Consider the following 22,837-nt stretch of genomic DNA (forward strand, 5'->3'; position numbering starts at 1 on the left):
GCCTTGGCCTGCTTGGAGAGGTTGACCAGGACGCCGGCGAGCGCGCTCTCCGGCAGCGACGGGTCGGGGACGGAGTTCATCCGGTGCACGTCCTCGGTGGCGTCCGCCATGGTGACCGGCATCGTGTTGATCACCGCCGCCATCACCTGACCGAAGCGGGCGAGCTGGGCGTCCCGGGTCTCGCCGGGTGCCTGCAGGGTGGCGTAGTCGACGGCGGCACGGCCGCTCAGCAGAACGTCCTTGCCGACCGCGGCGATCACCTTGCCGTCCGGCTTGTTGTTCTCGCGCACCTCGGCGTTGGTGTCCACCCGGACGCCGCCGAGCTGGGCGACCAGCAGTTGCAGATAGGGGGTGTCCAGCCGCCAGGTGCCGGCCACCTTGGCGCCGAGCACGGACGACAGGCCGTCGCGGGTGGCGGAGGCGCCGATCGCGGTCGGGGCCTGGCCGACGGTCGTGATGTCGCCGTTGCTCGGGAGCTGGAGGGTGTCGGGGAGCAGCAGTACGGTCGCCTTCTGCCCGTCCCGGTCATCGACCAACAGCGCGGTGGTGACCTTGCCCTGCGGGTCGATCAGGTGCACCACGTTGACGTACCGGCCGCCGACCGCCTTGTTCGCGTCGTTGTCGTCGCCGAACTTGCCGGACCACCACAGGTAGCCCACCGCACCGGCCGCCAGCACCGCCAGCACCACCAGCAGCGCGACCAGCCGGTTGCGCAGCCGTCGGCGTCGCTCGGCCCGGACCTCGCTGCGGGACTCGGCGAACTTCAGCCAGTCGATGGCGTCCTCGGAGTCCTCCGTCTCCTCGTCGACGAAGTTGAACTCGCCCGTGGTGTAGGAGTCGTCGGCCGCGCCCTTGGCCCGGGCCGCCGCCGCGGCAGCCGCCCGCCCGCCGACCATCTCGGACGGCTCGGGCACCGCCTCGGTCTCCGGCACCGGTGCCGCGGCCGCTCGCGCCCGGGGCGGCATCCCCGCTCCGGCCGGCGCCGCGACCGCACTCACCGGCGGCACCACCCGCCCGGCGGCACCGGCCTGCGTCGGCACCCGGCCGTCGAGCACCTGCCCGCCCGGCGTCTGCCCGCCCGATGTCTGCGTGCCTGATGTCTGCGTGCCCGGCGTCTGCCCGGGCAACTGCGACTGCTGCTGGTAGAACCCCTGCGCGGGCTGCTGCCCGTAGTAGGAGTCATGGGTCTGCTGCCCGTAGACGTCCCCGGTCGGCGACTGCCCGGCCCCCGGCCGGCCGCCGAACTGCTGCCCGTAGCCGCCCTGTTCGAACGCCTGGGCCTCATGGCCGCCGCGCTGCGCGTACCCGGCCTGCTGCCCGTACCCGGGCCGGTCGCCGTGGTCACCGCCGTACGGGTCCGGCGCGTACACCCCGGGCTGCCCGGCCTGCTGCCCGCCCCGCTGGTCGTATCCACCGTACGGATCGGCCTGCCCGTACGACTGCTGCTGCTCGTACCCCGACTGCCCGTACCCCTGCTGCCCCGGCTGCCCGGTCTGCTGCCCGTACCCGGCACCCCCGTACCCGGCCTGGCCGTACCCACCCTGGTCGTACCCGGATGCGTCGTATCCGGACGCGTCGTACCCGCCCTGGTCGTAGCCGTGCTGCTCGAACGACTGCTGCTGGTAAGGCTGTTGTTCGACCGGCTGCTGCTCGTACCCCTGCGGGGGGTAGTACCCGGGCTGCTGCTGGTAGGGCGGTTGGGGCTGGCGGCCGTACCACTGTTCGTCGTCGGACGTTCCGGTCATGCCTTCCCTCCCGGGGATCAGGGCCGGGCCGACGCGTACAGCGCCCGCTTGTGGATGTAACGGACCACGCCGTCCGGCACCAGGTACCAGATGGGTTCGCCCTTGGCGACGCGCATCCGGCAGTCGGTGGAGGAGATGGCGAGGGCGGGCACCTCGACCAGCGAGACGCCGCCGACCGGCAGGCCGGTGTCGGAGAGAGTATGGCCCGGCCTGGTGCAGCCGATGAAGTGGGCGAGGTCGAAGAGTTCCTCGGAGGAGCGCCAGGAGATGATCTGGGCGAGGGCGTCGGCGCCGGTGATGAAGAAGAGCTCGGCGTCGGGGTGCAGGGCCTGCAGCTCACGGAGGGTGTCGACGGTGTAGGTGGGGCCGTTGCGGTCGATGTCGATCCGGCTGACCGAGAACTGCGGGTTCTCGGCGGTGGCGATCACCGTCATCAGGTAGCGGTCCTCGGCCGGTGAGACGTCCCGGTCGGACTTCTGCCAGGGCTGGCCGGTGGGGACGAAGATGACCTCGTCCAGGTGGAAGGCACTGGCCACCTCGCTCGCGGCGACCAGGTGCCCGTGGTGGATGGGGTCGAAGGTGCCGCCCATCACGCCCAGCCGGCGTCGCCCGCGCGGCGCACTGCCCGGCGCGGGGGTGCCCGGCGCCGTGTCCGTCCCGGAGGTGTCGACCTGCTCTCTCATGGCGCCACACCTTACGCGACCCGGATGTCCCGGGGATTCCGCCCGCTCGCGGGCCCCGGGCGCTCCGTGTCCGGTCGCCGCGGACGGCGGCGCGGCCGGGTCAGCGGTCGCGGTTGAAGCGGGTGGTGACGAACAGCAGCAGGAGCAGGATGGCCAGCGCCGCGCCGCCCGTCAGGAAGGGGTTGAGGCTGTCGTGGTTACCGCCCTCCTCGGCGAGGTGGACGAGGGTGGGCAGGGCAGCAGAGGTCATGATCGGCGGGACCTTCTCGGCTCGGTGTGAGGACCAGGCGGTCACGGACCGTGCGGCCCGCGGGCTCATCGTACGGGGGCCTGACACGCAACCGCGCGGCGGCCCACCGCGTCTGACCACCCATGAGCCGTTCCGGGCCCCGCCCGGCCGCCGGGCCCGCCGCCCGAGGCGGCACCGGCCCCGGTTCAGCCCTGCCCGGCACCGGTACGAAACCCTGCCCGGCCCCGGGTTCAGCTCTGCTCGGCGGCCTCGGCCCGGGCCTGCTCGCGCGCGGCCTCGCGCTTGTCGCCGTCGCGGCTCGCCCGGGCGATCGCCCACACCAGCAGTCCGACTCCGACGAAGGAGGCGATCACGATGATCCTCAGGAACAGGCCGGGGCCGTTCTCGCTGGAGATCGGTCCGGCGAGCTGGACCAGGTCGGCAGGGGACATCACGGGGCTCCTTTTCGGTACGGCACAGCCAGGGTAGACCCGTTTATCGCCGTTCCCGCGCCGCACCCCGCCCCGTACGCCCGCCCGGGGGCAGTGCGGGCCGACGGCGTACCGTGACGTCCGGGGACGAGTACGGACACAGCGACGTTAAGAGGAAAGCAGCGGGGGCCGGCCACGGGAGCCGGTGCCGGCGTCGATCCAGGAGGGTACTCAATGACCGACATGACCAAGGGCAACGCGCCGAGCCGCCGCCGCCAGCGGTTCCCGGAGATCTCCACCCGCGCCTGGGAGCACCCGGCGGACCGTTCGGGGCTGGTGGCGCTGCGCAGGCTGAGCGGTTTCGACGACATCCTGAAGAAGCTGGCCGGGCTGGTGTCCGAGCGCAGCGTGCGGCTGCTGTTCCTGGCCACGGCGGTCAAGACGTCGGAGCGGCAGTTCCCTGAGCTGTACGACATGGTGCGGGACGCCGCGTACGTGCTGGACCTGGAGAAGGTCCCGGACCTGTACGTGACCCAGGACCCGAAGGTCAACGCGTACTGCATCGGCATGGACACCCCGGTGATCGTGGTGACCACCGGGCTGATCGACCTGATGGACGAGGAGGAGCTGCGCGCGGTGATCGGCCACGAGGTCGGTCACGCGATGTCGGGGCACGCGGTGTACCAGACGATGCTGCTGATCCTCACCAACCTGGCGGCCCGGATCGGCTGGCTGCCGCTGGGCAACCTGGCGATCACGGCGGTGATCACCGCGCTCAAGGAGTGGTTCCGCAAGGCGGAGCTGTCCAGCGACCGGGCCGGCCTGCTGGCCGGTCAGGACCTGCAGGCGTCGATGCGCGGCCTGATGAAGCTGGCCGGTGGCGCGAACATGGCCGAGATGAACGTGGACGCGTTCCTGGAGCAGGCCGCCGAGTACGACAAGGCGGGCGACCTCCGCGACAGCGTGCTGAAGCTGCTGCAGGTGCTGCCGCAGACCCACCCGTTCGCGGTGGTGCGGGTGGCGCAGCTGAAGAAGTGGGCGGAGAGCGAGGAGTACCGCTCGATCCTGGCGGGCGCGTACCCGCGCCGCGGCGACGACCCGGACACCTCGATCGGCGCGCAGTGGAAGGCCGCCGCCGACTCGTACTCGCAGTCGGTGAAGGAGAGCAAGGACCCGCTGATGGGCCTGCTGCGCGACCTCGGCAACGGCGTGGGCACGGTCGGCGGCAAGCTCCGCGACACCTTCACGGGTGCCGGCCGCAACAACGGGAGCAACGGCAGCGGCGGCGAGCAGCAGGACTGATCCGGGAGCGCTTCAGCGGGTGATCGGCCCGAGCACTCCGCAGGTCTGCCAGGCCGGCCGGCTGTGGTCGGTCGGGTTCACGGCGGGCGGGGTGCTCGGCTGCACGCCGCTCGCCGTGGCCAGCACCGGCTGCAGGTAGTCGCTCTGCACGGTGCCGCACGAGGTGGGCCCGGCCTGGACGGTGGAGCCGACCACCCGGACGCGGCCGGCGTCCAGGTCGGCCCGGTCGACGTCGATCCGCACCTCCCGGCGCACCGCGTACAGGGTGACCGAGGGGTCGCTGGTGGTGCCGGCCGGGCGCAGTGCGTAGACCAGGGTGTGGTCGGCGGTGATCTCCAGCGTGCCGGAGTCGACCTCGCCGACCTGGACGGCGCCGGTGACCTTCACGGTGTCGGTGGCCAGCGCGATCTGCCCGGGGTCGAAGCGGACCATCCAGCCGGTGGCGGCGTGCTGCTGGTCGTCGCGCGGCGTGTTGACGCTCGCGTCGTACTGGGCGAGTTCACCGGACGTGAGCAGCTCGCGGACCTGGCCGGTCTCGTTGGCGGTCAGCGTGGCGGGGGTCAGCTCGGAGACCACCAGGTAGTGCTGGACGGAGTCCAGGGCGCGCTGCACGTCGGTCCCGGCGAAGTGCGAGGTGGGCGAGGCGGGTGGCATGCCGAGGCCGGCCTGGCCGTCGGCGTAGCCGGGTGGCAGCGCCGCGAACGGGTGGGCCGGGTCGGGGACGGCGCCGACCGTGCCGGGCGGGCTGAGCGGGGTGACGGCGGCGGTCAGCTGGGTGCCGCTGGGCGGCACGACCTGGCCGTGCGGCGAGCTGATGCCGAAGTAGACGGCCGCGGCGAACGCCATCGTCACCAGCAGCAGGAGGATCACGGCCTGCCGGGGCAGCGACCCGAACCAGCCCCAGCCGCGCCGCCGGGTGGCCCGTCCGAACGCACCGGCCAGCCGCTCCTGCGCGGACAGCTCCTGGATCCGGGCAGCTTTCACGAACGATTCGTCGAAGACGACGGACCGGAACTCGTCATCATTGGAACCACCCTCGGGCGTGCCCTCGGGAGGCTCGCGCGGGTCACCCATGTGACCAGGGTAGGCTCGCCCGCCGCCCGCGACGAGAGGTGAAAGGGTAACGAGACTGCCACGGTGGGTGATCGACAGCAGTCCTGCGGGCCGGTCAGCCCGCCGGGACGGCCACCGTCACGACCGGGCGCGCGGAAGGCGTCGCGCCGGGGCTGCTGGTCCCGCTGGACGGCCGGGCCGGCGACTCCGGACTGCCGCCGACGCCCCGGTACACGGCGGCGACGGCCAGCGCGACCACGCCGACCCCCATCACCAGGGCCAGCACCCAGGCCACCGGCCGGTGCCAGCGCTGCTGGGCGACCATGCCGCCGCGCAGCGGGTCGAAGGCCCGCAGGCGCGAGCGGCGGGTGCGCCGGTGCTGGCGGTCGCCACCCGACCACGGGTCGGGGTAGAAGCGGTCGTCGTCCAGCCCGCCGGGCAGCGGGCGCAGCTCCAACGGCAGCACCTCGCTCCCGGAGGTGAACTCGTAGCTCCGGGCCGCTCCGGCCTGATCCGGCTCGAACCTGGTCTCGGCGGCGGCGAGTTGCCGCTCCCGGGCGCTCGGCTCGTGCACGGCGGCGGAGCGGACGAAGCTCTCGTCGAAGACCACGGTGGCGAACTCGTCGTCCGCACCACCGTGGTCGGCGCCGTCGGAGTACGGCGAGCCCCCCACATCCTCAGCCACGGACTCAATGTATTACCGGTCGGGGCTTTTGTCTGTGGGTCGGGCCGATCGGGTCTGCTCCGGCGCTCAGCCGCCGACGGTCTGCCGGGCCTCGCCGCGCACGTGGCCGTCGCCGGTGACGATGTACTTGGTGCTGGTCAGCTCCGGCAGGCCCATCGGGCCGCGGGCGTGCAGCTTCTGGGTGGAGATGCCGATCTCCGCGCCGAAGCCGAACTCACTCCCGTCGGTGAACCGGGTCGAGGCGTTGACGGCCACCGTGGTGGAGTCGACGAGCTGGGTGAAGCGGCGGGCGGCGGCCTGCGAGGTGGTGACGATCGCCTCGGTGTGGCCGGAGGACCAGCGGCGGATGTGCTCCACGGCGGCCTCCAGCGAGGGCACCACGGCGGCCGCCAGGTCCAGCGACAGGTACTCGGTGCCCCAGTCCTCCTCGGTCGCCGGGACGGCCGTCACGCCGGTGCCCTCGGCGGCCTTCAGCACCGCGTCGTCGCCGTGCACGGTGACGCCCGCCTCGGCGAGGGCGGCCAGCGCCAACGGCAGGAAGGCGTCCGCGACGTCCTGGTGCACCAGCAGGGTCTCGGCGGCGTTGCAGACGCTGACCCGCTGGGCCTTGGAGTTCAGCAGCACGCCGACGGCCATCGCCAGGTCGGTCTGCGCGTCCACGTACACGTGGCAGTTGCCGGTGCCGGTCTCGATCACGGGGACGGTGGAGCCCTCCACCACGGTGCGGATCAGCGAGGCGCCGCCGCGCGGGATCAGCACGTCCACCAGGCCGCGGGCGCGCATCAGCTGCTGCACCGACTCGCGGCTCTCCCCCGGCACCAGCTGGATCACGTCGGCCGGCAGGCCCGCCCCGGCGACCGCCGCGCGCAGCACCTCCACCAGCGCCGTGTTGGAGCGGTACGCCGAGCCCGAGCCGCGCAGCAGCACCGCGTTGCCGGACTTCAGGCAGAGCGCCGCGGCGTCCACCGTGACGTTCGGCCGGGCCTCGTAGATGATGCCGACCACACCGAGCGGCACCCGCACCTGGCGCACGTCGAGGCCGTTCGGCAGGGTGTAGCCCCGCACCACCTCGCCCACCGGGTCGGGCAGACCGACCACACTGCGCACGTCGGACGCGATGGCGGCGATCCGCTCCTCGGTGAGCGTCAGCCGGTCGATCACCGACTCGGCGGTGCCCGCCTCGCGGGCCCGGGCGACGTCCTCCGCGTTGGCGGCGGTGATCTCCCCGGCCCGGGCGACCAGCGCGTCCGCGATCGCCAGCAGCGCGGCGTCCTTCACCGAACGCGGCACTGGCGCCAGGGCGGCGGCCGCCTCCCGGGCACGGCGCGCGGCGGCGAGGACGGGGCTGTCGGCAGTGGCGGTGAGGTCGCTCATGCACCAAGCCTAGCGAGACACCCACCTCGCCCCGGGGTACATTTCGCCCGCTGAGACGCGGCCCTCCGGGCCGATCAGTACGGGTACACCCCGCCGAGCTGCGGCAGTGGGCCGCCGAAACCCTCCGCGACCCGCTTGTGGTACGTCGGGCGGTCCACCACCTCCAGGCCGACGATCTCCCACGCCGGGAGCTTGGCACTGGCCTTGTGCTTGCCCCACAGCCGCAGCGCGATCGCCGCCGCGTCGTGCAGGTCCCGCGCCTCCTCCCAGTACCGGACCTCGGCGTGGTCGGCGGCGTAGCGGGCCGTCAGGAAGAAGGAGTGGTCGTGCGCCAGCTTCTCCAGCGCCGCCCGCAGCTCCGGCAGCGGCGTCGCCGCCCCGGCCACACTCAGCACCACGTGCCACAGCCGACCCTGCTCCGACTCCTGCACGTCCTCCTGCTCCTCGACGCCCCGGCCGCCCTCGATGCTGGTGAGCCGCCGCTCGGACTTCTGTCCCGGCAGCGCTTCCTCCCGCCTGCGAACCACCGGCGGCCTCCCATTCAGCGTGTCGCGCGGGCCCCCCGGCCCGCTGCTCCCACCCCCCGTACCGGCCCCGCCACCAGCGCTCAGCCGCACAGCACCACCAGGTCGTCACGGTGGACGACCTCGCGTTCGTACGCGGCACCGAGCTCCTGGGCCAGGTCTCGCGTGGACCGACCGAGCAGACGGGGCAACTCCCTCGCATCAAAGTTGACCAGTCCGCGGGCGACGATGTGACCGTTTTCGCCAAGAAGGTCGACGGGATCACCCGCGACGAACTCCCCCTCCACCCCGGTCACTCCGGCCGGGAGAAGCGACTTCCCGCCGTGCACCACCGCCGCCACCGCCCCGTCGTCCAGGGTCAGCGTGCCGCGCGGCGTGGACGCGTGCTCCAGCCACAGCAGCCGGTCCGCGGAGCGGCTGCCGGTCCGCAGGAACAGCGTGCCGGTGCGCCGGCCCGCCAGCGCGTCGGCCGCCTGGCTGGCCGCCGTCAGCACCACCGGGATGCCCGCACCGGTAGCGATCCGGGCCGCCTCCACCTTGGTCACCATGCCGCCGGTGCCGACGCCCGCCTTGCCGGCGCTGCCGACCTCCACGCCCAGCAGGTCCGCCGGGCCGCGCACCACGTCGAGCCGGCTGCTGCCGGGCTTCGCCGGGTCGCCGTCGTACAGGCCGTCCACGTCCGACAGCAGCACCAGCAGGTCGGCCCGCACCAGGTGCGCCACCAGCGCCGCCAGCCGGTCGTTGTCGCCGAACCGGATCTCGGCGGTGGCCACCGTGTCGTTCTCGTTGACGATCGGCATCGCGCCCATCGTCAACAGCTGCTCCAGCGTCCGGAACGCGTTCCGGTAGTGCGCCCGCCGGCTGGCGTCCTCGGCGGTCAGCAGCACCTGCCCGACCCGCACCCCGTACCGCGCGAACGACGCCGTGTAGCGGGCCACCAGCAGGCCCTGCCCGACACTGGCCGCCGCCTGCTGCCGGGCCAGGTCCTTGGGCCGCTTCTCCAGCCCGAGCGGCGCCAGGCCGGCGGCGATCGCCCCGGACGAGACCAGCACGATCTCCGGCGCGTCCTTCCCCGTCCGCACCTTCGCCAGCGCGTCCACCAGGGCGTCCACCCGGTCCGCGTCCAGCCCGCCGGCGGCGGTGGTCAACGACGACGAACCGACCTTCACCACGATCCGCCGCGCCGAGACGACCTCCTCGCGGAGCAACTGATCCACCATCAGTCCGACCCTTCCGACACGACGTCCTGTACGCCCGCAATGTAGCCATCCGGCACGCGGGTAACGAAATCCGGGCGCGAAAGCAGTGGGAGCACACACAGGGGCGCGGGGAACTGCGCGAGCGGCCACGCACCGTCAGCAAGGTCGCGAACACGTGCAAGTCATTGCCCTGCGTCGCGATCTTGCCGGCGGGTGCCTTCCGCTGCGCGCAGTTCTCCGCGCCCCTGGCTTCGCTCCTGCTACTGCTCCAGCTCCTCGCGGCCGGAGCTGAGCGCCGAGAAGTCCAGGAACTCCTGCTCCGCGGCATCGCGCCCGCGCTGCTTCTCGCGGCGGCGGTCGACGGCGGGTCGCTGGGTCTCGAAGCGGTGGTCCTCGCCGCGGCGGCCGAGCATCTCGGCGCCGGAGGCCATGGTGGGCTCCCAGTCGAAGACCACGGCGTTCTCATCGGGGCCGATGATGACGGTGTCGCCTTCCTTGGCGCCGACCTTCCAGAGTTCCTGCTCGACGCCGAGCCGGGCGAGCCGGTCGGCGAGGTAGCCGACGGCCTCGTCGTTGGCGAAGTCGGTCTGGCGGACCCAGCGTTCGGGCTTGACGCCGCGGATGCGGTACGCGCCGTCCTCTTCCTCGATGGTGAAGCCGGCGTCGTCCACGGCGGTCGGCCGGATGACGATGCGGGTGTTCTCCTGGACCGGCTTGGCGGCGCGGGCGGCGGAGACGATCTCGGCGAGGGCGTAGGAGAGTTCGCGCAGGCCCTTGTGGGCGAGCGCGGAGACCTCGAAGACCCGGTAGCCGCGCTCCTCCAGCGAGGCGCGGGTGAGGTCGGCGATGTCCTGGCCGTCCGGGACGTCGATCTTGTTGAGGGCGACCAGTCGCGGCCGGTCCTCCAGACCGCCGTACTGGGCGAGTTCGTCCTCGATGGTCTCCAGGTCGGTGAGCGGGTCGCGGCCCGGCTCCAGGGTGGCGCAGTCGAGGACGTGGACGAGCACCTCACAGCGCTCGACGTGCCGCAGGAACTCCAGGCCGAGGCCCTTGCCCTGGCTGGCGCCGGGGATCAGGCCGGGCACGTCGGCGATCGTGTAGACGGTCGAACCGGCGGTCACCACACCGAGGTTGGGGACGAGGGTGGTGAACGGGTAGTCGGCGATCTTCGGCTTCGCGGCGGAGAGCACCGAGATCAGCGAGGACTTGCCGGCGCTCGGGTAGCCGACCAGCGCGACGTCGGCGACGGACTTGAGCTCCATCACGATGTCGCGGGCCTCGCCGGGCTCGCCGAGCAGGGCGAAGCCGGGGGCCTTGCGACGGGCGGAGGCGAGTGCGGCGTTGCCGAGGCCGCCGCGGCCGCCCTGGGCGGCGACGAAGGTGGTGCCGTGGCCGACCAGGTCGGCCAGCACGTTGCCCTTGCGGTCGAGGACGACGGTGCCGTCCGGGACGGGCAGGACCAGGCCCTGGCCCTCGGCGCCGGTGCGGTGACCGCCGGCGCCGGGCTTGCCGTTGGTGGCCTTGCGCTTGGGCGAGTGGTGGTACTCGAGCAGGGTGGTGACCTGCGAGTCCACCACCAGCGTCACCGAGCCGCCCTCGCCGCCGTTGCCCCCGTCGGGGCCGCCGAGCGGCTTGAACTTCTCACGGTGCACGGAGGCGCAGCCGTGGCCCCCGTTACCCGCGGCGACGTGCAGTTCGACGCGGTCCACGAAGGTGGTCATGTGTCTGCCTCCAGTGCGATGAGAAAAGTGGTCCTGCTGGTAAAGCACGAAGGGTGGGCCCGGATAGTCCCGGCCCACCCTTCACAGCGAGTCTGTACAGACTCAGGCCTCGACGGCCACGATGTTGACGACCTTGCGGCCGCGACGGTTGCCGAACTGCACGGCACCGGCGGTCAGGGCGAACAGGGTGTCGTCGCCACCACGGCCGACGTTCGCACCCGGGTGGAAGTGGGTGCCACGCTGGCGGACGATGATCTCGCCGGCGGAGACGACCTGACCACCGAAGCGCTTCACGCCGAGGCGCTGAGCGTTCGAGTCACGACCGTTGCGAGTGGAACTCGCACCCTTCTTGTGTGCCATCTGGCTATCCCCTTTCTAGGAAGACCGCAGTAAGTGTGATTACTTGCTGACCGAGTCGATGCTGGTGATGCGCACCGCGGTGTACTTCTGGCGGTGGCCCTGACGACGGCGGTAGCCGGTCTTGTTCTTGTAGCGCAGGATGACGATCTTGTCGCCCTTGGTCTGGTCGACGACCTCGGCGTGAGCCTTCACGCCACCGAGCACCCACGGGTCGGAGGTGATGGACTCACCGTCGACGATGAGGATGGTCGAGAGCTCGACCGAGTCACCCGGCTTGGCTTCGATACGGTCGATCTCCAGCACGTCGCCCACGGCAACCTTGTGCTGGCGGCCGCCGGCGCGAACGATCGCGTACATGCGGTACCTACTTTCCTAACTCGGTCGGAGCTCCGGATGCCAGCAGCCTGGGTATGGACACAGGCCGCCTCCCCCGAAAAGAGCCGGAACCGGCCCTCGTCCAGGAGGTGAGGTGCTCAGGAGCATGGCGTCAACACGCCGAGGGTCAAGAATACGGACCGGTCCAGCCGAAGACAAACCGGGCCGTACAGCGGGCCGGGACCGCCACCGGATCGGTGGCGGTCCCGGCCCCGGGGCTCACTCTGCGGCGCCGTCACCTTCGGCGGCCGCGGCCTTCTTGGCCGCCGCGCTCGTCCGCTTGGTGGCGGTCTTGCGGGCGGTGGTCTTCTTGGCGGCCGTGGCGGTGGTCTTCTTCGCCGCGGCCTTCTTGGCGGTGGTGGTCTTCTTCGCGGCCGTCGTCTTGGCAGCCGTCGTCTTGGCGGCCGCCTTGCGGGGGGCCCGCTTCTTCGGCGCCGGCTCCTCGACGGGCTCCTCGGCCTCGGGCTCCACCGCGGCCACGGCCTCGGCCGTCACCTCGGCAGCGGTCTCGGCGACCGGCTGCTCGGCGGCGGACTTCTCCGCGGCGCTCAGCGCGGCCTCCATCGCGGCCTCGGCGCGGGCCTGCAGCACCACGATCTCGGCCTCGCCGGACGCCCCGGCCGGAGCGGTGGCCTTGCGCACCGCGCGGCGCCGGGTGCGAGCCGGGGCCGCCGCGGCCGGCGGGATCTCCACCAGGCTCGGCTTCTCCTCGACGACCGGCTCGGCCGCCACGGGCTCCTCGACCGCGACCGGCTCGACGATCTCCTCGACCTCGACGACGGGCTCCTCGACGGCCTCGACCGGCTCGACGCTCTCGACCGTCTCGACGGCCTCCGCCTCGGCCTGCCCGGCCCCGCCGCGGCCCCGGCGACGGCGCTTGCCGCCGCCCTCGCCCGCAGCGGCGGTGGTGGTGGTCGCCGCGGCGGCGCCGCCGCCGTGGCTGTGCGGCTGGTCCATGTGGACGATCACGCCGCGGCCGTTGCAGTGCACACAGGGCTCGGAGAAGGACTCCAGCAGGCCCTGGCCGACCCGCTTGCGGGTCATCTGGACCAGGCCGAGCGAGGTGACCTCGGCCACCTGGTGCTTGGTGCGGTCGCGGCCCAGGCACTCCAGCAGGCGGCGCAGCACCAGGTCCCGGTTGGACTCCAGCACCATGTCGATGAAGTCGATCACGATGATGCCGCCGAGGTCGCGCAGCCGCAGCTGGCGGACGATCTCCTCGGCCGCCTCGATGTTGTTGCGGGTGACGGTCTCTTCGAGGTTGCCGCCCTGGCCGACGAACTTGCCGGTGTTGACGTCGACGACGACCATCGCCTCGGTCCGGTCGATCACCAGCGAGCCGCCGGAGGGCAGCCAGACCTTGCGGTCCAGCGCCTTCATCAGCTGCTCGTCGATCCGGTACGTGGCGAACACGTCGACATCCGAGGTCCACTTCTGCAGGCGCTCGGTGAGGTCGGGGGCCACGTTGGAGACGTAATCGTGGATGGTGCTCCACGCGTCCGCGCCGCTGACGATGACCTTGGTGAAGTCCTCGTTGAAGATGTCGCGGACCACGCGCACCGTCATGTCGGGCTCGCCGTAGAGCAGCGCCGGGGCGTTGCCGGAGGCGGCCTTCTTCTGGATCTCCTCCCACTGCGTCTGCAGGCGCTGGACGTCGCGGGTCAGCTCCTCCTCGGAGGCGCCCTCGGCGGCGGTGCGGACGATCACGCCCGCGTCGTCCGGGACGATCTTCTTGAGGATCTGCTTGAGGCGGGCCCGCTCGTTCTCCGGCAGCTTGCGGGAGATGCCGGTCATCGAGCCCTCGGGCACGTACACCAGGTAGCGGCCGGGCAGCGAGATCTGGCTGGTCAGGCGGGCGCCCTTGTGGCCGATCGGGTCCTTGGAGACCTGCACCAGCACGGACTGGCCGGACTTCAGCACCGACTCGATCCGGCGCGGGCCGCTGTGGCCGCCGAGCGCGCCGAAGTTGACCTCGCCGGCGTACAGCACGGCGTTGCGGCCCTTGCCGATGTCGACGAACGCGGCCTCCATCGACGGCAGCACGTTCTGCACCTTGCCCAGGTACACGTTGCCGACGTAGCTGGTGGCCTGCTCCTTGTTGACGTAGTGCTCGACCAGCACGCCGTCCTCGAGCACGCCGATCTGGGTGCGGGTGCCGGTCTGGCGGACCACCATGACCCGCTCGACGGACTCGCGACGGGCCAGGAACTCGGCCTCGGTGATGATCGGCACCCGGCGGCGGCCCAGCTCGCGACCCTCGCGGCGGCGCTGCTTCTTGGCCTCCAGGCGGGTGGAGCCCTTGATGGACTGCACCTCGTCCGGGTCGAACGCGGGCTCGGTGGAGCGGCGGCGCGGCTCGCGGACCTTCACCACGGTGCGCACGCCGTCCTCGGTGGTCTCGCCTGCGTCGGCACCGCCCTCGCCGCTGCGGCGGCGACGGCGACGGCGGCGGCGCGAGGAGGACAGGCCGGCGGCCAGGTCGTCCTCGCCTTCGTCCTCGTCCTCGTCGTGGCCGTCCTGGGCCTCGGACTCCTCGTGGGCGCCCTCGACCTCGGTCTCGACGGTCTCGGTCGGCTCGCCCGCGTCCTCGGCGTCACCGCGACGGCGGCGGCGGCCACCCCGACGGCGGCGGCGGGACGGACGGTCGTCCTCCCACTCCGACTCCTGCTCCGGTCCGGCAGCGGGCGCCTCGACCTCGGCCGGGGCCTCGGCCTTCACCGGCGGGGCGGCCTTCACCGGCTCCGCGGCCTTCGCGGGCTGAGCGGCGGCCTTGGCGCCCCTGCCGCCCTTCCCGGCCTGCTGGACGCGCACCTGGGTGCGCACCCGGCGGCGGCGGCCGACGCCGCTGTACTCGAACTCGTCGTCGCCCTCGCCCTCGTCCTCGACCTGCGGCGCGGCGGCCTGGGCCGGCTCGGCCTTGGCAGCGGGCGCGGCCTTGGCAGCGGCGGCAGTGGGCGCGGGCTCCTGGAAGACCGGGGCCTGGAAGATCGCGGTGGAGGGGCGGACGGCACGGCGGCGGGCGCGCGGCGGCTCGGCGGAGGCCTCGACGACGGGCTCGGCGACCGGCTCCTCGACGACCGGCTCGGCCTCGGGCTCCTCCTCGACGACCGGCTCCTCGGCCGCGACGGGGCTCTGGGCGGGCGCGGAGACCCGCTTACGCGCTCGGCGGGCACGAGCGGGCTTCTCCTCGGCGACCGGCTCGGCGGCGGGCTCCTCGGCCGCGGGCTCCTCGACGACCGGCTCCTCGGCCGCGACGGGGCTCTGGGCAGGCGCGGAGACGCGCTTGCGCGCCCGGCGGGCACGAGCGGGCTTCTCCTCCGCGGCCGGCTCGGCGGCGGACTCCTCGACGACCGGCTCGGCGGCGACGGGGGCGGTCTCCGGCGCGCCGGCCGGGGACTCGGCGCGCTTACGGGTGCGCCGGGCCCGGGCGGGCTTCTCGGCGGCCGGCGGCTCCTCGGCGCTCGCCGGGGCGGCCGCGACGACGGTCTCGGCGCCCTCGGTGGCAGCGCCCTGCGGGGAGCCGGCCGGGCGGGAGACCGCCCGGCGACGGCGGCGCGGCGGGGCGGCGGAGGCGCCGTCGTCGGTGTTGTCGGTGTTGTCGGCCGCAGCGGACTGCGGTTCGGTGTTTTCGAGCATGCGGGTGTGTCTCCCGTCAGGCCCCCGGGCTCCGCATCCGGGCACGACGTGCCACCGCTTTCACCAGCCGGCCGCGCCTTTCGGGCGGTTCCGGCTCCCACGGTGCCGTCGTTCGGACGCGAGGCCGCACAGGGGCTCGTAGTCTCGCTCGACCCCCGCACGGCGCGGGAAGTCGAAAAGTCTTCTGGTCTGACCAGTCTTCTCAGTTTTCAAGCGGCCGGGCCGAGGGTGGCCGGGCCTGCACGCAACGACGCTCGCTCCCCTGGGGAGCCGCGGAGGCCGGGGAGCCGCAGGCCCGGAGATGAGCTCCGTGCCTGCGCTCCCGCCCACTCGGCGGACGGCGGATGCGCGCGGCGGGGCGGCCTACCGGCCGACCTCGGCCGCGGCGCGGTCGAGCGCCAGCGGGTCGGTCACCGTGCCGGTCTGCTCGTCGAGCGGCCCCTGCGCCAGCCTGGTCACCTCTGCGGGGACCGGCGGCGCGAGGTCGGCCGTCGAACGGAGGCCGGACAATACGTCGTCGGGTCGTACGGCGGGTGTGGCGTGTCGTACTACCAGGCGCAGTATCGCACAGGGAGCAGCCGTACGAACATCGTCCGCACCCTGGGTGAGTGTGTCGTCACCGATCCCGACCTGCACGGAGCCTTCCGGGAGCAGTTCCATGGCGGCGACGGCGGCACGCGCATCGAAAGTGCGCAGGCCGTTCTTGGTCATCCGCTGCACCTCGACCGCCTCGGCGGCCAGGAAGACGCCGGCGGCCCGCTCGGCCTCCGCGGGCTCGACGCCGGGCAGGCGCAGCAGCCACTCGGACGCCTCCAGCCGCTCGACGAAGTTGCTGGTGCGGACCTCGACGGCGTCGGTGATGTCCAGACCGGGCGGCAGCGACTCGTCGAGTTGGCGACGCAGCGCCTCCGGGTCGCGGGCAGCGGCGAGGCCGATCTCCAGGTACTCGGCCTCACTGGCGGTACCGGTCGGGGCGGCGTTCGCGTAGGAGACCTTCGGGTGCGGGGTGAAGCCCGCGGAGTAGGCCATCGGGACGGCCGAGCGGCGGAGCGCGCGCTCGAACGCCCGCTGGAAGTCCCGGTGGCTGGTGAAGCGCAGACGGCCGCGCTTGGTGTAGCGCAGACGGATGCGCTGCACCGTCGGCGCGGGCGGCGGACCGTCGGGCGTGCGGCGTGCCAGGGAGCTCAGTCCTTCGTCAGTGTGTCCCCGTCCGGCCTCGCACCGCTTGCGGCTCCGGCCGAACTCTGTCGTTCCAAGGGTACGCGGTACCCCACCCCACCCGCGCCGGGCGTCAGGCGACGGTCCCGGGCTCCGCCAGCCAGCGGGTCTTCAGCTCGCTGTGCTCAGCCAGGGTCTCGAAATCCCGGTCGTAGTGCAGCACCGCGAGCCCGTGGTGCATCGCGGTGACGGCGACCAGCAGGTCGACCGTCCCGGCGGAACGGTGACAGCCGGCATCGCCGAGTGCCGTACGCAGCTCCGCGACCCTGCGGCCGGCATCCTCCGGCAGCGTCCACCAGGTGTAGAGCGCGGAGAACTGCGTTGCCATGGCCCGCAGTTCGGCACCGGAGCGGGCCGAGTACAGGAGTTCGTCCTCGGTGGGCCAGCACATCCCGATCAGTCCGGCCGAGAGTTCGTAGCCCCAAGCGGCCAGCAGCGCCGGGGAGCGGGGCAACCTCGCCGCAGCCGAGGTGTCGATCAGGAACTGCTCCCGGCTTCCCATGCCCCGCCCTGCTTTCCGCGCCTGACCTCGGCCTTGAAGCCCGGCTCCACCGCCTTGTCGAACGCACCGTCCTCAGCAAGCCGCACCAACTCCTGCAGCGCGAGCTCCCTGCGGCGCCGCGCCCCTATCTCAGCGAGGGCGGCGTTGACGGTGTCCTTCTTGGTCTTGGTGCCCAGGACCTCGGCGGCCAGCGCCAGGGCCTCGTCATCGATGTCGATCAACGTCTTGGACATATCCTATAGCGCTCCAAGTCATATACATTCCACTGCTATCAGTGTATGTCCAAATCCAATACAAGCACGAGGCCCCCGCCGCAGCGAGTGCGACGGGGGCCAACTTCCGCTTCGGGGACGTCAGTTGTTGACGACCGTCAGGGGCAGGAGCTTCTTGCCGGTGGGGCCGACCTGGATGTGGGTGTCCATCTGGGGGCAGACGCCGCAGTCGAAGCACGGGGTCCAGCGGCAGTCCTCGACCTCGACCTCTTCGAGGGCGTCCTGCCAGTCCTCCCAGAGCCAGTCCTTGTCGAGGCCGCTGTCGAGGTGGTCCCAGGGGAGGACCTCCTCGTAGGTGCGCTCGCGGGTGGTGTACCAGCCGACGTCGACGCCGGTGCCGGCGAGGCCCTTCTCGGCGGAGGCCATCCAGCGGTCGTAGGAGAAGTGCTCGCGCCAGCCGTCGAAGCGGCCGCCGTCCTCGTAGACGGCGCGGATGACGGCGCCGATGCGGCGGTCGCCGCGGGAGAGCAGGCCTTCGACGATGCCGGGCTTGCCGTCGTGGTAGCGGAAGCCGATGTTCTTGCCGAACTTGCGGTCGCCGCGGATGGAGTCGCGGAGCTTGGTGAGCCGCTCGTCGGTGGCCTCGGCGGACAGCTGCGGGGCCCACTGGAAGGGCGTGTGCGGCTTGGGGACGAAGCCGCCGATGGAGACGGTGCAGCGGATGTCGTTGGTGCCGGTGACCTCGCGGCCCTTGGCGATGACGTTCTTCGCCATCGCGCCGATCTGGAGGACGTCCTCGTCGGTCTCGGTGGGCAGGCCGCACATGAAGTACAGCTTCACCTGGCGCCAGCCGTTGCCGTACGCGGTGGCCACCGTGTTGATGAGGTCCTCCTCGGACACCATCTTGTTGATGACCTTGCGGATCCGCTCGGAGCCGCCTTCGGGGGCGAAGGTGAGGCCGGAGCGGCGGCCGTTGCGGGAGAGCTCGTTGGCGAGGTCGATGTTGAAGGCGTCGACCCGGGTGGAGGGCAGCGAGAGGCCGATCTTGTCCTCGGCGTAGCGGTCGGCGAGGCCCTTGGTGACGTCGGCGATCTCGGAGTGGTCGGCGGAGGACAGCGAGAGCAGGCCGACCTCCTCGAAGCCGGTGGCCTTCAGGCCGCGCTCGACCATTTCGCCGATGCCGGTGATGCTTCGCTCCCGCACGGGGCGCGTGATCATGCCGGCCTGGCAGAAACGGCAGCCGCGGGTGCAGCCGCGGAAGATCTCCACGGACATCCGCTCGTGCACGGTCTCGGCGAGCGGGACGAGCGGCTGCTTGGGGTAGGGCCACTCGTCGAGGTCCATGACGGTGTGCTTGGACACCCGCCACGGCACGCCGGGGCGGTTGGGGACGACCCGGCCGATCCGGCCGTCCGGCAGGTACTCGACGTCGTAGAACCGCGGGATGTACACGCCGCCGGTCTTGGCGAGGCGCAGCAGCAGTTCGTCGCGGCCGCCGGGGCGGCCCTCGGCCTTCCAGGCGCGGACGATGTCGGTGATGTCGAGGACGGCCTGCTCGCCGTCGCCGATGACGGCGGCGTCGATGAAGTCGGCGATCGGCTCGGGGTTGAACGCGGCGTGGCCGCCGGCCAGCACGACCGGGTCGTCCATGGTGCGGTCCGCGGCGTTCAGCGGGATGCCGGCCAGGTCGAGCGCGGTCAGCATGTTGGTGTAGCCGAGCTCGGTGGAGAACGACAGGCCGAACACGTCGAAGGCCTTGATCGGGCGGTGCGCGTCGACCGTGAACTGCGGGACGCCGTGCTCGCGCATCAGGGCTTCGAGGTCGGGCCAGACGCTGTAGCTGCGCTCGGCGAGGACGCCCTCGCGCTCGTTCAGCACCTCGTAGAGGATCATGGTGCCCTGGTTGGGGAGCCCGACCTCGTAGGCGTCGGGGTACATCAGCGCCCAGCGGACGTCGCAGGCGTCCCAGTCCTTGACGGTCGAGTTGAGCTCGCCACCGACGTACTGGATCGGCTTCTGGACGTGCGGGAGGAGGGCCTCCAGGCGTGGGAAGACCGATTCGACAGTCATGCGCAAGGACCTTTACGGCAGAAAAAGCAGTGACCCTTCAGGGTAGCCGAGCCCTGAGGGTCACTGTTTCGCCGCGTGGAGGGTCAGATCGCTATCGGCCGCTGCGAGCGGACGGACTGCAGCAGTCCGATCGCGATCCACACCGCGAACATCGACGAGCCGCCGTAGGAGACGAACGGCAGCGGGATGCCCGCGACCGGCATGATGCCGAGGTTCATGCCGATGTTCTCGAAGGCCTGGAAGGCGAACCAGGTGACCGCGCCGGCCGCCAGGATCGTGCCGAACAGGTCGGTGGCCTGACGCGCTATCCGGCAGGCCCGCCACAGGATGACGCCGAGCAGGCCGATCATCACCAGGGCGCCGATGAAGCCGAGCTCCTCGCCGGCCACACTGAACACGAAGTCGGTCTGCTGCTCGGGCACGAACTGGCCGGTGGTCTGGGTGCCGTGGAACAGGCCCATGCCGGTCAGGCCGCCGGAGCCGATGGCGATCCGGGCCTGGGCGGTGTTGTAGCCGACGCCGGACGGGTCGAGCGCCGGGTTGGCGAACGCCGCGAAGCGGTCGATCTGGTACTGGTCGAGGACGCCGAGCTTCCACACCGCGAGGGCGCCGGCCACGCCTCCCGCCAGCAGGCCGAACGTCCAGCGGTTGGCGGCGCCGGAGGCCGTCAGCACGCCGAGCGTGGTGACGGCCATCACCATCACCGAGCCGAGGTCGGGCATCAGCATGACCACGCCCATCGGGAACGCCGCCACGGCCAGCGCCTGCAGCACGCTGCGGGTGGGCGGGTACTCCCGCTCGCCGGCGTCCACCCGCGCGGACAGCAGCACGGCCATCCCCAGCACGATCGCCAGCTTGGCGAACTCGGCGGGCTGGATGGAGAATCCGCCGCCGAACTGGATCCAGGAGTGCGCGCCGTTGATGGTCGAGCCGAGCGGGCTGAGCACCGCGAACAGCATCAGGACCACGGCCAGGTAGACGAACGGCACCGCGGTGCGCAGCCGCCGGGTGCCCAGCGCGATCACCGCGACGCACAGGCCGACGCCGATCACCAGGTTGGTCAGGTGCCGGTACAGGAAGTACTGCGGGTCCCCGTGGGTCAGCGAGTCGCGGCCGCGGGTGGCGGACCAGACCAGCAGCGAGCCCATCAGGGAGAGCGCCAGCGCCGCCAGGATCATGATCCAGTCGAGCCGGCGCAGCGGGGAGTCCTTGGCCAGCGCCCGGGACAGCGAGGAGCGCCGCGGCGAGAGCCGGACGGTCCGGTACGAGCCGTAGGAGGTCATGACCGGCCCCTTCCGTTGCTTCCGGCCCGGGTGGGTTCGAGCGCGGCCAGCGCCACCGCGGTGGCCGGGTCGGCCTGGGCCGGGCGGGCCGGGTCCAGGAAGGTCCGGTCGCCCTCGTAGGTGTACGCGGTCGGGACGATCGCGGTGCCGTCCGGGTTGAACTTGGGCAGTTCGGCCTGCGGCCGGGGCAGCAGCGCCTTGGCGTTGTCGATGTTGCCCTTGTCGTCGACGCCGTACAGCGCCTGGTAGATCCGGCGCACCGAGTCGCCGGAGCCGCCGGAGCCGGTGCCGCCTTGACTTATCGTCATGACCACCGCGTAGTCCTTGCTGTAGGTGGTCAGCCAGGAGGTGGTCTGCTTGCCGACGACCTCGGCGGTGCCGGTCTTGGCGTGCAGTTCGATCTTGCCCTGCGGCCAGCCGGCGCCGGTGAACTTCCAGGCGGCGGTACCGGCGGTGACGACGCCGGCGGTGGCCTGGTCGATGTACTCGAGCAGCTGCCCCTGGGCGGGGATCTTGCCGTCCTCGTGCGGGGCGATGTCGCGCACCAGGGTGCCGTCGGGGCTGACGATCGCCTTGCCCACGGTGGGCCGGTACAGGGTGCCGCCGTTGGCGAGCGCCGAGTAGATCCGGGCCATCTGCAGCGGGGTGACCAGGGTGTCGCCCTGGCCGATGGCGAAGTTGACCATGTCACCGGCGCGCATCTGGTTTCCGTCCGCGCAGTTCTCGCGGGCGATCTCGTCGGTGTACTCGTGGCCGCCCTTGGCCGCCTGGTCGCACCAGGACTGCTTCATGGCGTCGTAGTAGGACTGCTTCCACTGCCGGTCGGGGACCCGGCCGGCCACCTCGCCCGGCAGGTCGACGCCGGTCTTGGCGCCGAGGCCGAACTCGTGGGCGGTCTTGAAGAACCAGTCCGGGGCGTCCTTCTTGGGCTTGAGGCCGCCGTCCTTCATCCACTGGTCGTAGGCCAGGCCGTAGAAGACGGTGTCGCAGGAGACTTCGAGTGCCTTCTCCAGGGAGATGTCGCCGAACTGCTCGGACTCGAAGTTCTTGAACTCGCGGCCGCCGATGGTCAGCGACTTCGGGCACGGGTAGTGCCCGTTGAGGTCGTAGCCGGCCTGCACGGCGGCGGTGGTGGAGATCACCTTGAAGGTCGAGCCGGGGGCGGACTGACCCTGTATGGCCCGGTTGATCAGCGGGTAGTTGGAGTCCTTGCTGTTCAGCGCCTCGTAGTCCTTGGCGGTGATGCCGCCGACCCACAGGTTGGGGTCGTAGGTGGGGGCGCTGGCCATCGCGACGATCCGGCCGGTGTGCACGTCCATCACCACGGCGGCGCCGGAGTCGGCGACGTAGTTCTTGCTGGTCTCCTTGTCGTAGACCTTGCGGGCCTCGACCATGGCCTGGTTGAGCTGGTCCTCGACCACCTTCTGCACCCGGGCGTCGATCGAGGTGACCAGGTTGTTGCCGGACTGCGCGGGCGTGGTGCCGGCGCTGCCGATCACCCGGCCGAGGTTGTCGACCTCCAGCCGGTCGACGCCGGTGGTGCCGCGCAGGTCGTCGTCGTAGACGGACTCCAGGCCGGCCCGGCCGATCTGGTCGGACGGCAGGCGGCGTTCGCGGCCGGACTTGTCGGCGGTCTTGGTGACCTCCTCGTCGGTGACCGGCGACAGGTAGCCGAGGATCTGGGCGGCGCTGGCGCCCTCCGCGCCGGTGTAGCGGCGCAGCGCGGTCGGCTGGGCGGTGACGCCGGGGAAGTCCTCGCGGCGCTCCATTATCTGCATCGCCTGCTGGGTGGTGGCCTGCTGGGTGACCGGGATCGGCTGGTACGGGGAGCCGTTCCAGCACGGCTGCGGGGTCTTCGCGTCGCACAGCCGGACCTTGTTCTTCACCTCGTCGGCGGGCACGCCGAGGACGTCGGCGAGCCGGGTCAGCACCGCCTTGCCGTGGTCCTTCTGCTGCATCAGCGCGGTGCGGGACACCGACACCACCAGCTTGGTCTCGTTGCCGGCCAGGATCCGTCCGGAGGCGTCCAGGATCTCGCCGCGGACGGCGGGCTCCACCACCTCGCGGATGTGGTTGCCCTGGGCCTTGGCGGTGAACTCCTTGCCGTTGCGGATCTGCAGGTACCACAGCCGGCCGCCGAGGGTCGCCAGCAGCGACAGCACCAGGATCTGCAGCACCACCAGCCGGATCGTCACCCGTCGGGTGCGGCCGGTCTCGGGAATGTTCGTCACGTGT

At 72.0% G+C, this 22,837-nt stretch carries 20 protein-coding genes; 1 reads left to right on the top strand and 19 read right to left on the bottom strand.

Annotated features, from left to right (window positions below):
• From IEZ12_RS02080 to IEZ12_RS02095, 4 genes are all read right to left on the bottom strand, one after another.
• Window positions 1–1,745: hypothetical protein (locus tag IEZ12_RS02080; protein ID WP_189270450.1), on the bottom strand; the 1,745-nt coding region annotated here is incomplete at its 3' end.
• A 17-nt stretch (window positions 1,746–1,762) separates the two neighbouring features.
• A complete protein-coding gene (gene nadD, locus IEZ12_RS02085) occupies window positions 1,763–2,428 on the bottom strand; it encodes a nicotinate-nucleotide adenylyltransferase (protein ID WP_189270451.1) in 666 nt (221 codons plus the stop codon).
• Window positions 2,429–2,528: 100 nt separating this feature from the next.
• Entirely contained in the window at window positions 2,529–2,678 is a 150-nt protein-coding gene (locus IEZ12_RS02090; RefSeq protein WP_167349406.1) for a hypothetical protein, read from the bottom strand.
• 230 nt (window positions 2,679–2,908) lie between these two features.
• Window positions 2,909–3,109, bottom strand: a complete 201-nt coding sequence (locus IEZ12_RS02095) for a hypothetical protein (RefSeq protein ID WP_043913958.1) — start codon at window positions 3,107–3,109, stop codon at window positions 2,909–2,911.
• Window positions 3,110–3,322: 213 nt separating this feature from the next.
• Here IEZ12_RS02095 and IEZ12_RS02100 point away from each other — a divergent pair, with 213 nt between their 5' ends.
• On the top strand, window positions 3,323–4,390 hold the full coding sequence (locus IEZ12_RS02100; RefSeq protein ID WP_189270452.1) for a M48 family metallopeptidase: 1,068 nt from the start codon (window positions 3,323–3,325) through the stop codon (window positions 4,388–4,390).
• A 12-nt stretch (window positions 4,391–4,402) separates the two neighbouring features.
• On the opposite strand, the gene IEZ12_RS02105 is transcribed toward IEZ12_RS02100, so the two are convergent.
• From IEZ12_RS02105 to mrdA, 15 genes are all read right to left on the bottom strand, one after another.
• Complete coding sequence (locus tag IEZ12_RS02105; RefSeq protein ID WP_189270453.1) at window positions 4,403–5,464, bottom strand: SCO2583 family membrane protein; 1,062 nt, start codon at window positions 5,462–5,464, stop codon at window positions 4,403–4,405.
• Window positions 5,465–5,558: 94 nt separating this feature from the next.
• Window positions 5,559–6,128, bottom strand: a complete 570-nt coding sequence (locus tag IEZ12_RS02110) for an SCO2584 family spore wall biosynthesis protein (RefSeq protein WP_043913961.1) — start codon at window positions 6,126–6,128, stop codon at window positions 5,559–5,561.
• A 66-nt stretch (window positions 6,129–6,194) separates the two neighbouring features.
• Window positions 6,195–7,502: a glutamate-5-semialdehyde dehydrogenase gene (locus tag IEZ12_RS02115; protein ID WP_189270454.1), complete on the bottom strand. Its 1,308-nt coding sequence runs from the start codon at window positions 7,500–7,502 to the stop codon at window positions 6,195–6,197.
• Window positions 7,503–7,576: 74 nt separating this feature from the next.
• Window positions 7,577–8,029, bottom strand: a complete 453-nt coding sequence (locus tag IEZ12_RS02120; RefSeq protein ID WP_189270455.1) for a DUF8830 family protein — start codon at window positions 8,027–8,029, stop codon at window positions 7,577–7,579.
• A gap of 80 nt (window positions 8,030–8,109) precedes the next feature.
• Window positions 8,110–9,246: a glutamate 5-kinase gene (gene proB / locus IEZ12_RS02125; protein WP_189270456.1), complete on the bottom strand. Its 1,137-nt coding sequence runs from the start codon at window positions 9,244–9,246 to the stop codon at window positions 8,110–8,112.
• 239 nt (window positions 9,247–9,485) lie between these two features.
• Window positions 9,486–10,946, bottom strand: coding sequence for a GTPase ObgE (gene obgE / locus IEZ12_RS02130; protein WP_043913964.1), 1,461 nt, complete (start codon window positions 10,944–10,946; stop codon window positions 9,486–9,488).
• Between the two features lie 102 nt (window positions 10,947–11,048).
• Entirely contained in the window at window positions 11,049–11,306 is a 258-nt protein-coding gene (gene rpmA / locus IEZ12_RS02135; RefSeq protein ID WP_014135732.1) for a 50S ribosomal protein L27, read from the bottom strand.
• 39 nt (window positions 11,307–11,345) lie between these two features.
• Window positions 11,346–11,663: a 50S ribosomal protein L21 gene (rplU, locus tag IEZ12_RS02140; protein ID WP_043913967.1), complete on the bottom strand. Its 318-nt coding sequence runs from the start codon at window positions 11,661–11,663 to the stop codon at window positions 11,346–11,348.
• Window positions 11,664–11,900: 237 nt separating this feature from the next.
• The gene (locus IEZ12_RS02145; protein WP_189270457.1) at window positions 11,901–15,317 is read right to left on the bottom strand and encodes an Rne/Rng family ribonuclease; all 3,417 of its coding nucleotides are present in this window, start codon (window positions 15,315–15,317) and stop codon (window positions 11,901–11,903) included.
• A gap of 363 nt (window positions 15,318–15,680) precedes the next feature.
• The gene (locus IEZ12_RS02150; protein WP_043913969.1) at window positions 15,681–16,454 is read right to left on the bottom strand and encodes a TIGR03936 family radical SAM-associated protein; all 774 of its coding nucleotides are present in this window, start codon (window positions 16,452–16,454) and stop codon (window positions 15,681–15,683) included.
• 154 nt (window positions 16,455–16,608) lie between these two features.
• Window positions 16,609–17,037 (bottom strand): PIN domain-containing protein, encoded by a 429-nt coding sequence (locus IEZ12_RS02155; protein ID WP_189270458.1) that lies wholly within the window; start codon window positions 17,035–17,037, stop codon window positions 16,609–16,611.
• Window positions 17,013–17,270, bottom strand: a complete 258-nt coding sequence (locus IEZ12_RS02160; RefSeq protein WP_189270459.1) for a type II toxin-antitoxin system VapB family antitoxin — start codon at window positions 17,268–17,270, stop codon at window positions 17,013–17,015. Before IEZ12_RS02160 ends, IEZ12_RS02155 begins: the two co-directional genes overlap by 25 nt.
• A gap of 120 nt (window positions 17,271–17,390) precedes the next feature.
• Window positions 17,391–19,319: a TIGR03960 family B12-binding radical SAM protein gene (locus IEZ12_RS02165; protein ID WP_189270460.1), complete on the bottom strand. Its 1,929-nt coding sequence runs from the start codon at window positions 19,317–19,319 to the stop codon at window positions 17,391–17,393.
• A gap of 83 nt (window positions 19,320–19,402) precedes the next feature.
• The gene (gene rodA / locus IEZ12_RS02170; RefSeq protein ID WP_189270461.1) at window positions 19,403–20,602 is read right to left on the bottom strand and encodes a rod shape-determining protein RodA; all 1,200 of its coding nucleotides are present in this window, start codon (window positions 20,600–20,602) and stop codon (window positions 19,403–19,405) included.
• Window positions 20,599–22,833 carry a penicillin-binding protein 2 gene (mrdA, locus tag IEZ12_RS02175; protein ID WP_189270462.1) on the bottom strand — a complete coding sequence of 745 codons (2,235 nt, stop codon included), beginning with the start codon at window positions 22,831–22,833 and terminating at the stop codon, window positions 20,599–20,601. The genes rodA and mrdA overlap by 4 nt, the downstream gene beginning before the upstream one ends.
• Between the last annotated feature and the right edge of the window lie 4 nt (window positions 22,834–22,837).

Origin of the sequence: Kitasatospora griseola (assembly GCF_014648555.1) — a bacterium.
In the GTDB taxonomy this organism is placed as follows: Bacteria; Actinomycetota; Actinomycetes; order Streptomycetales; family Streptomycetaceae; genus Kitasatospora; species Kitasatospora griseola.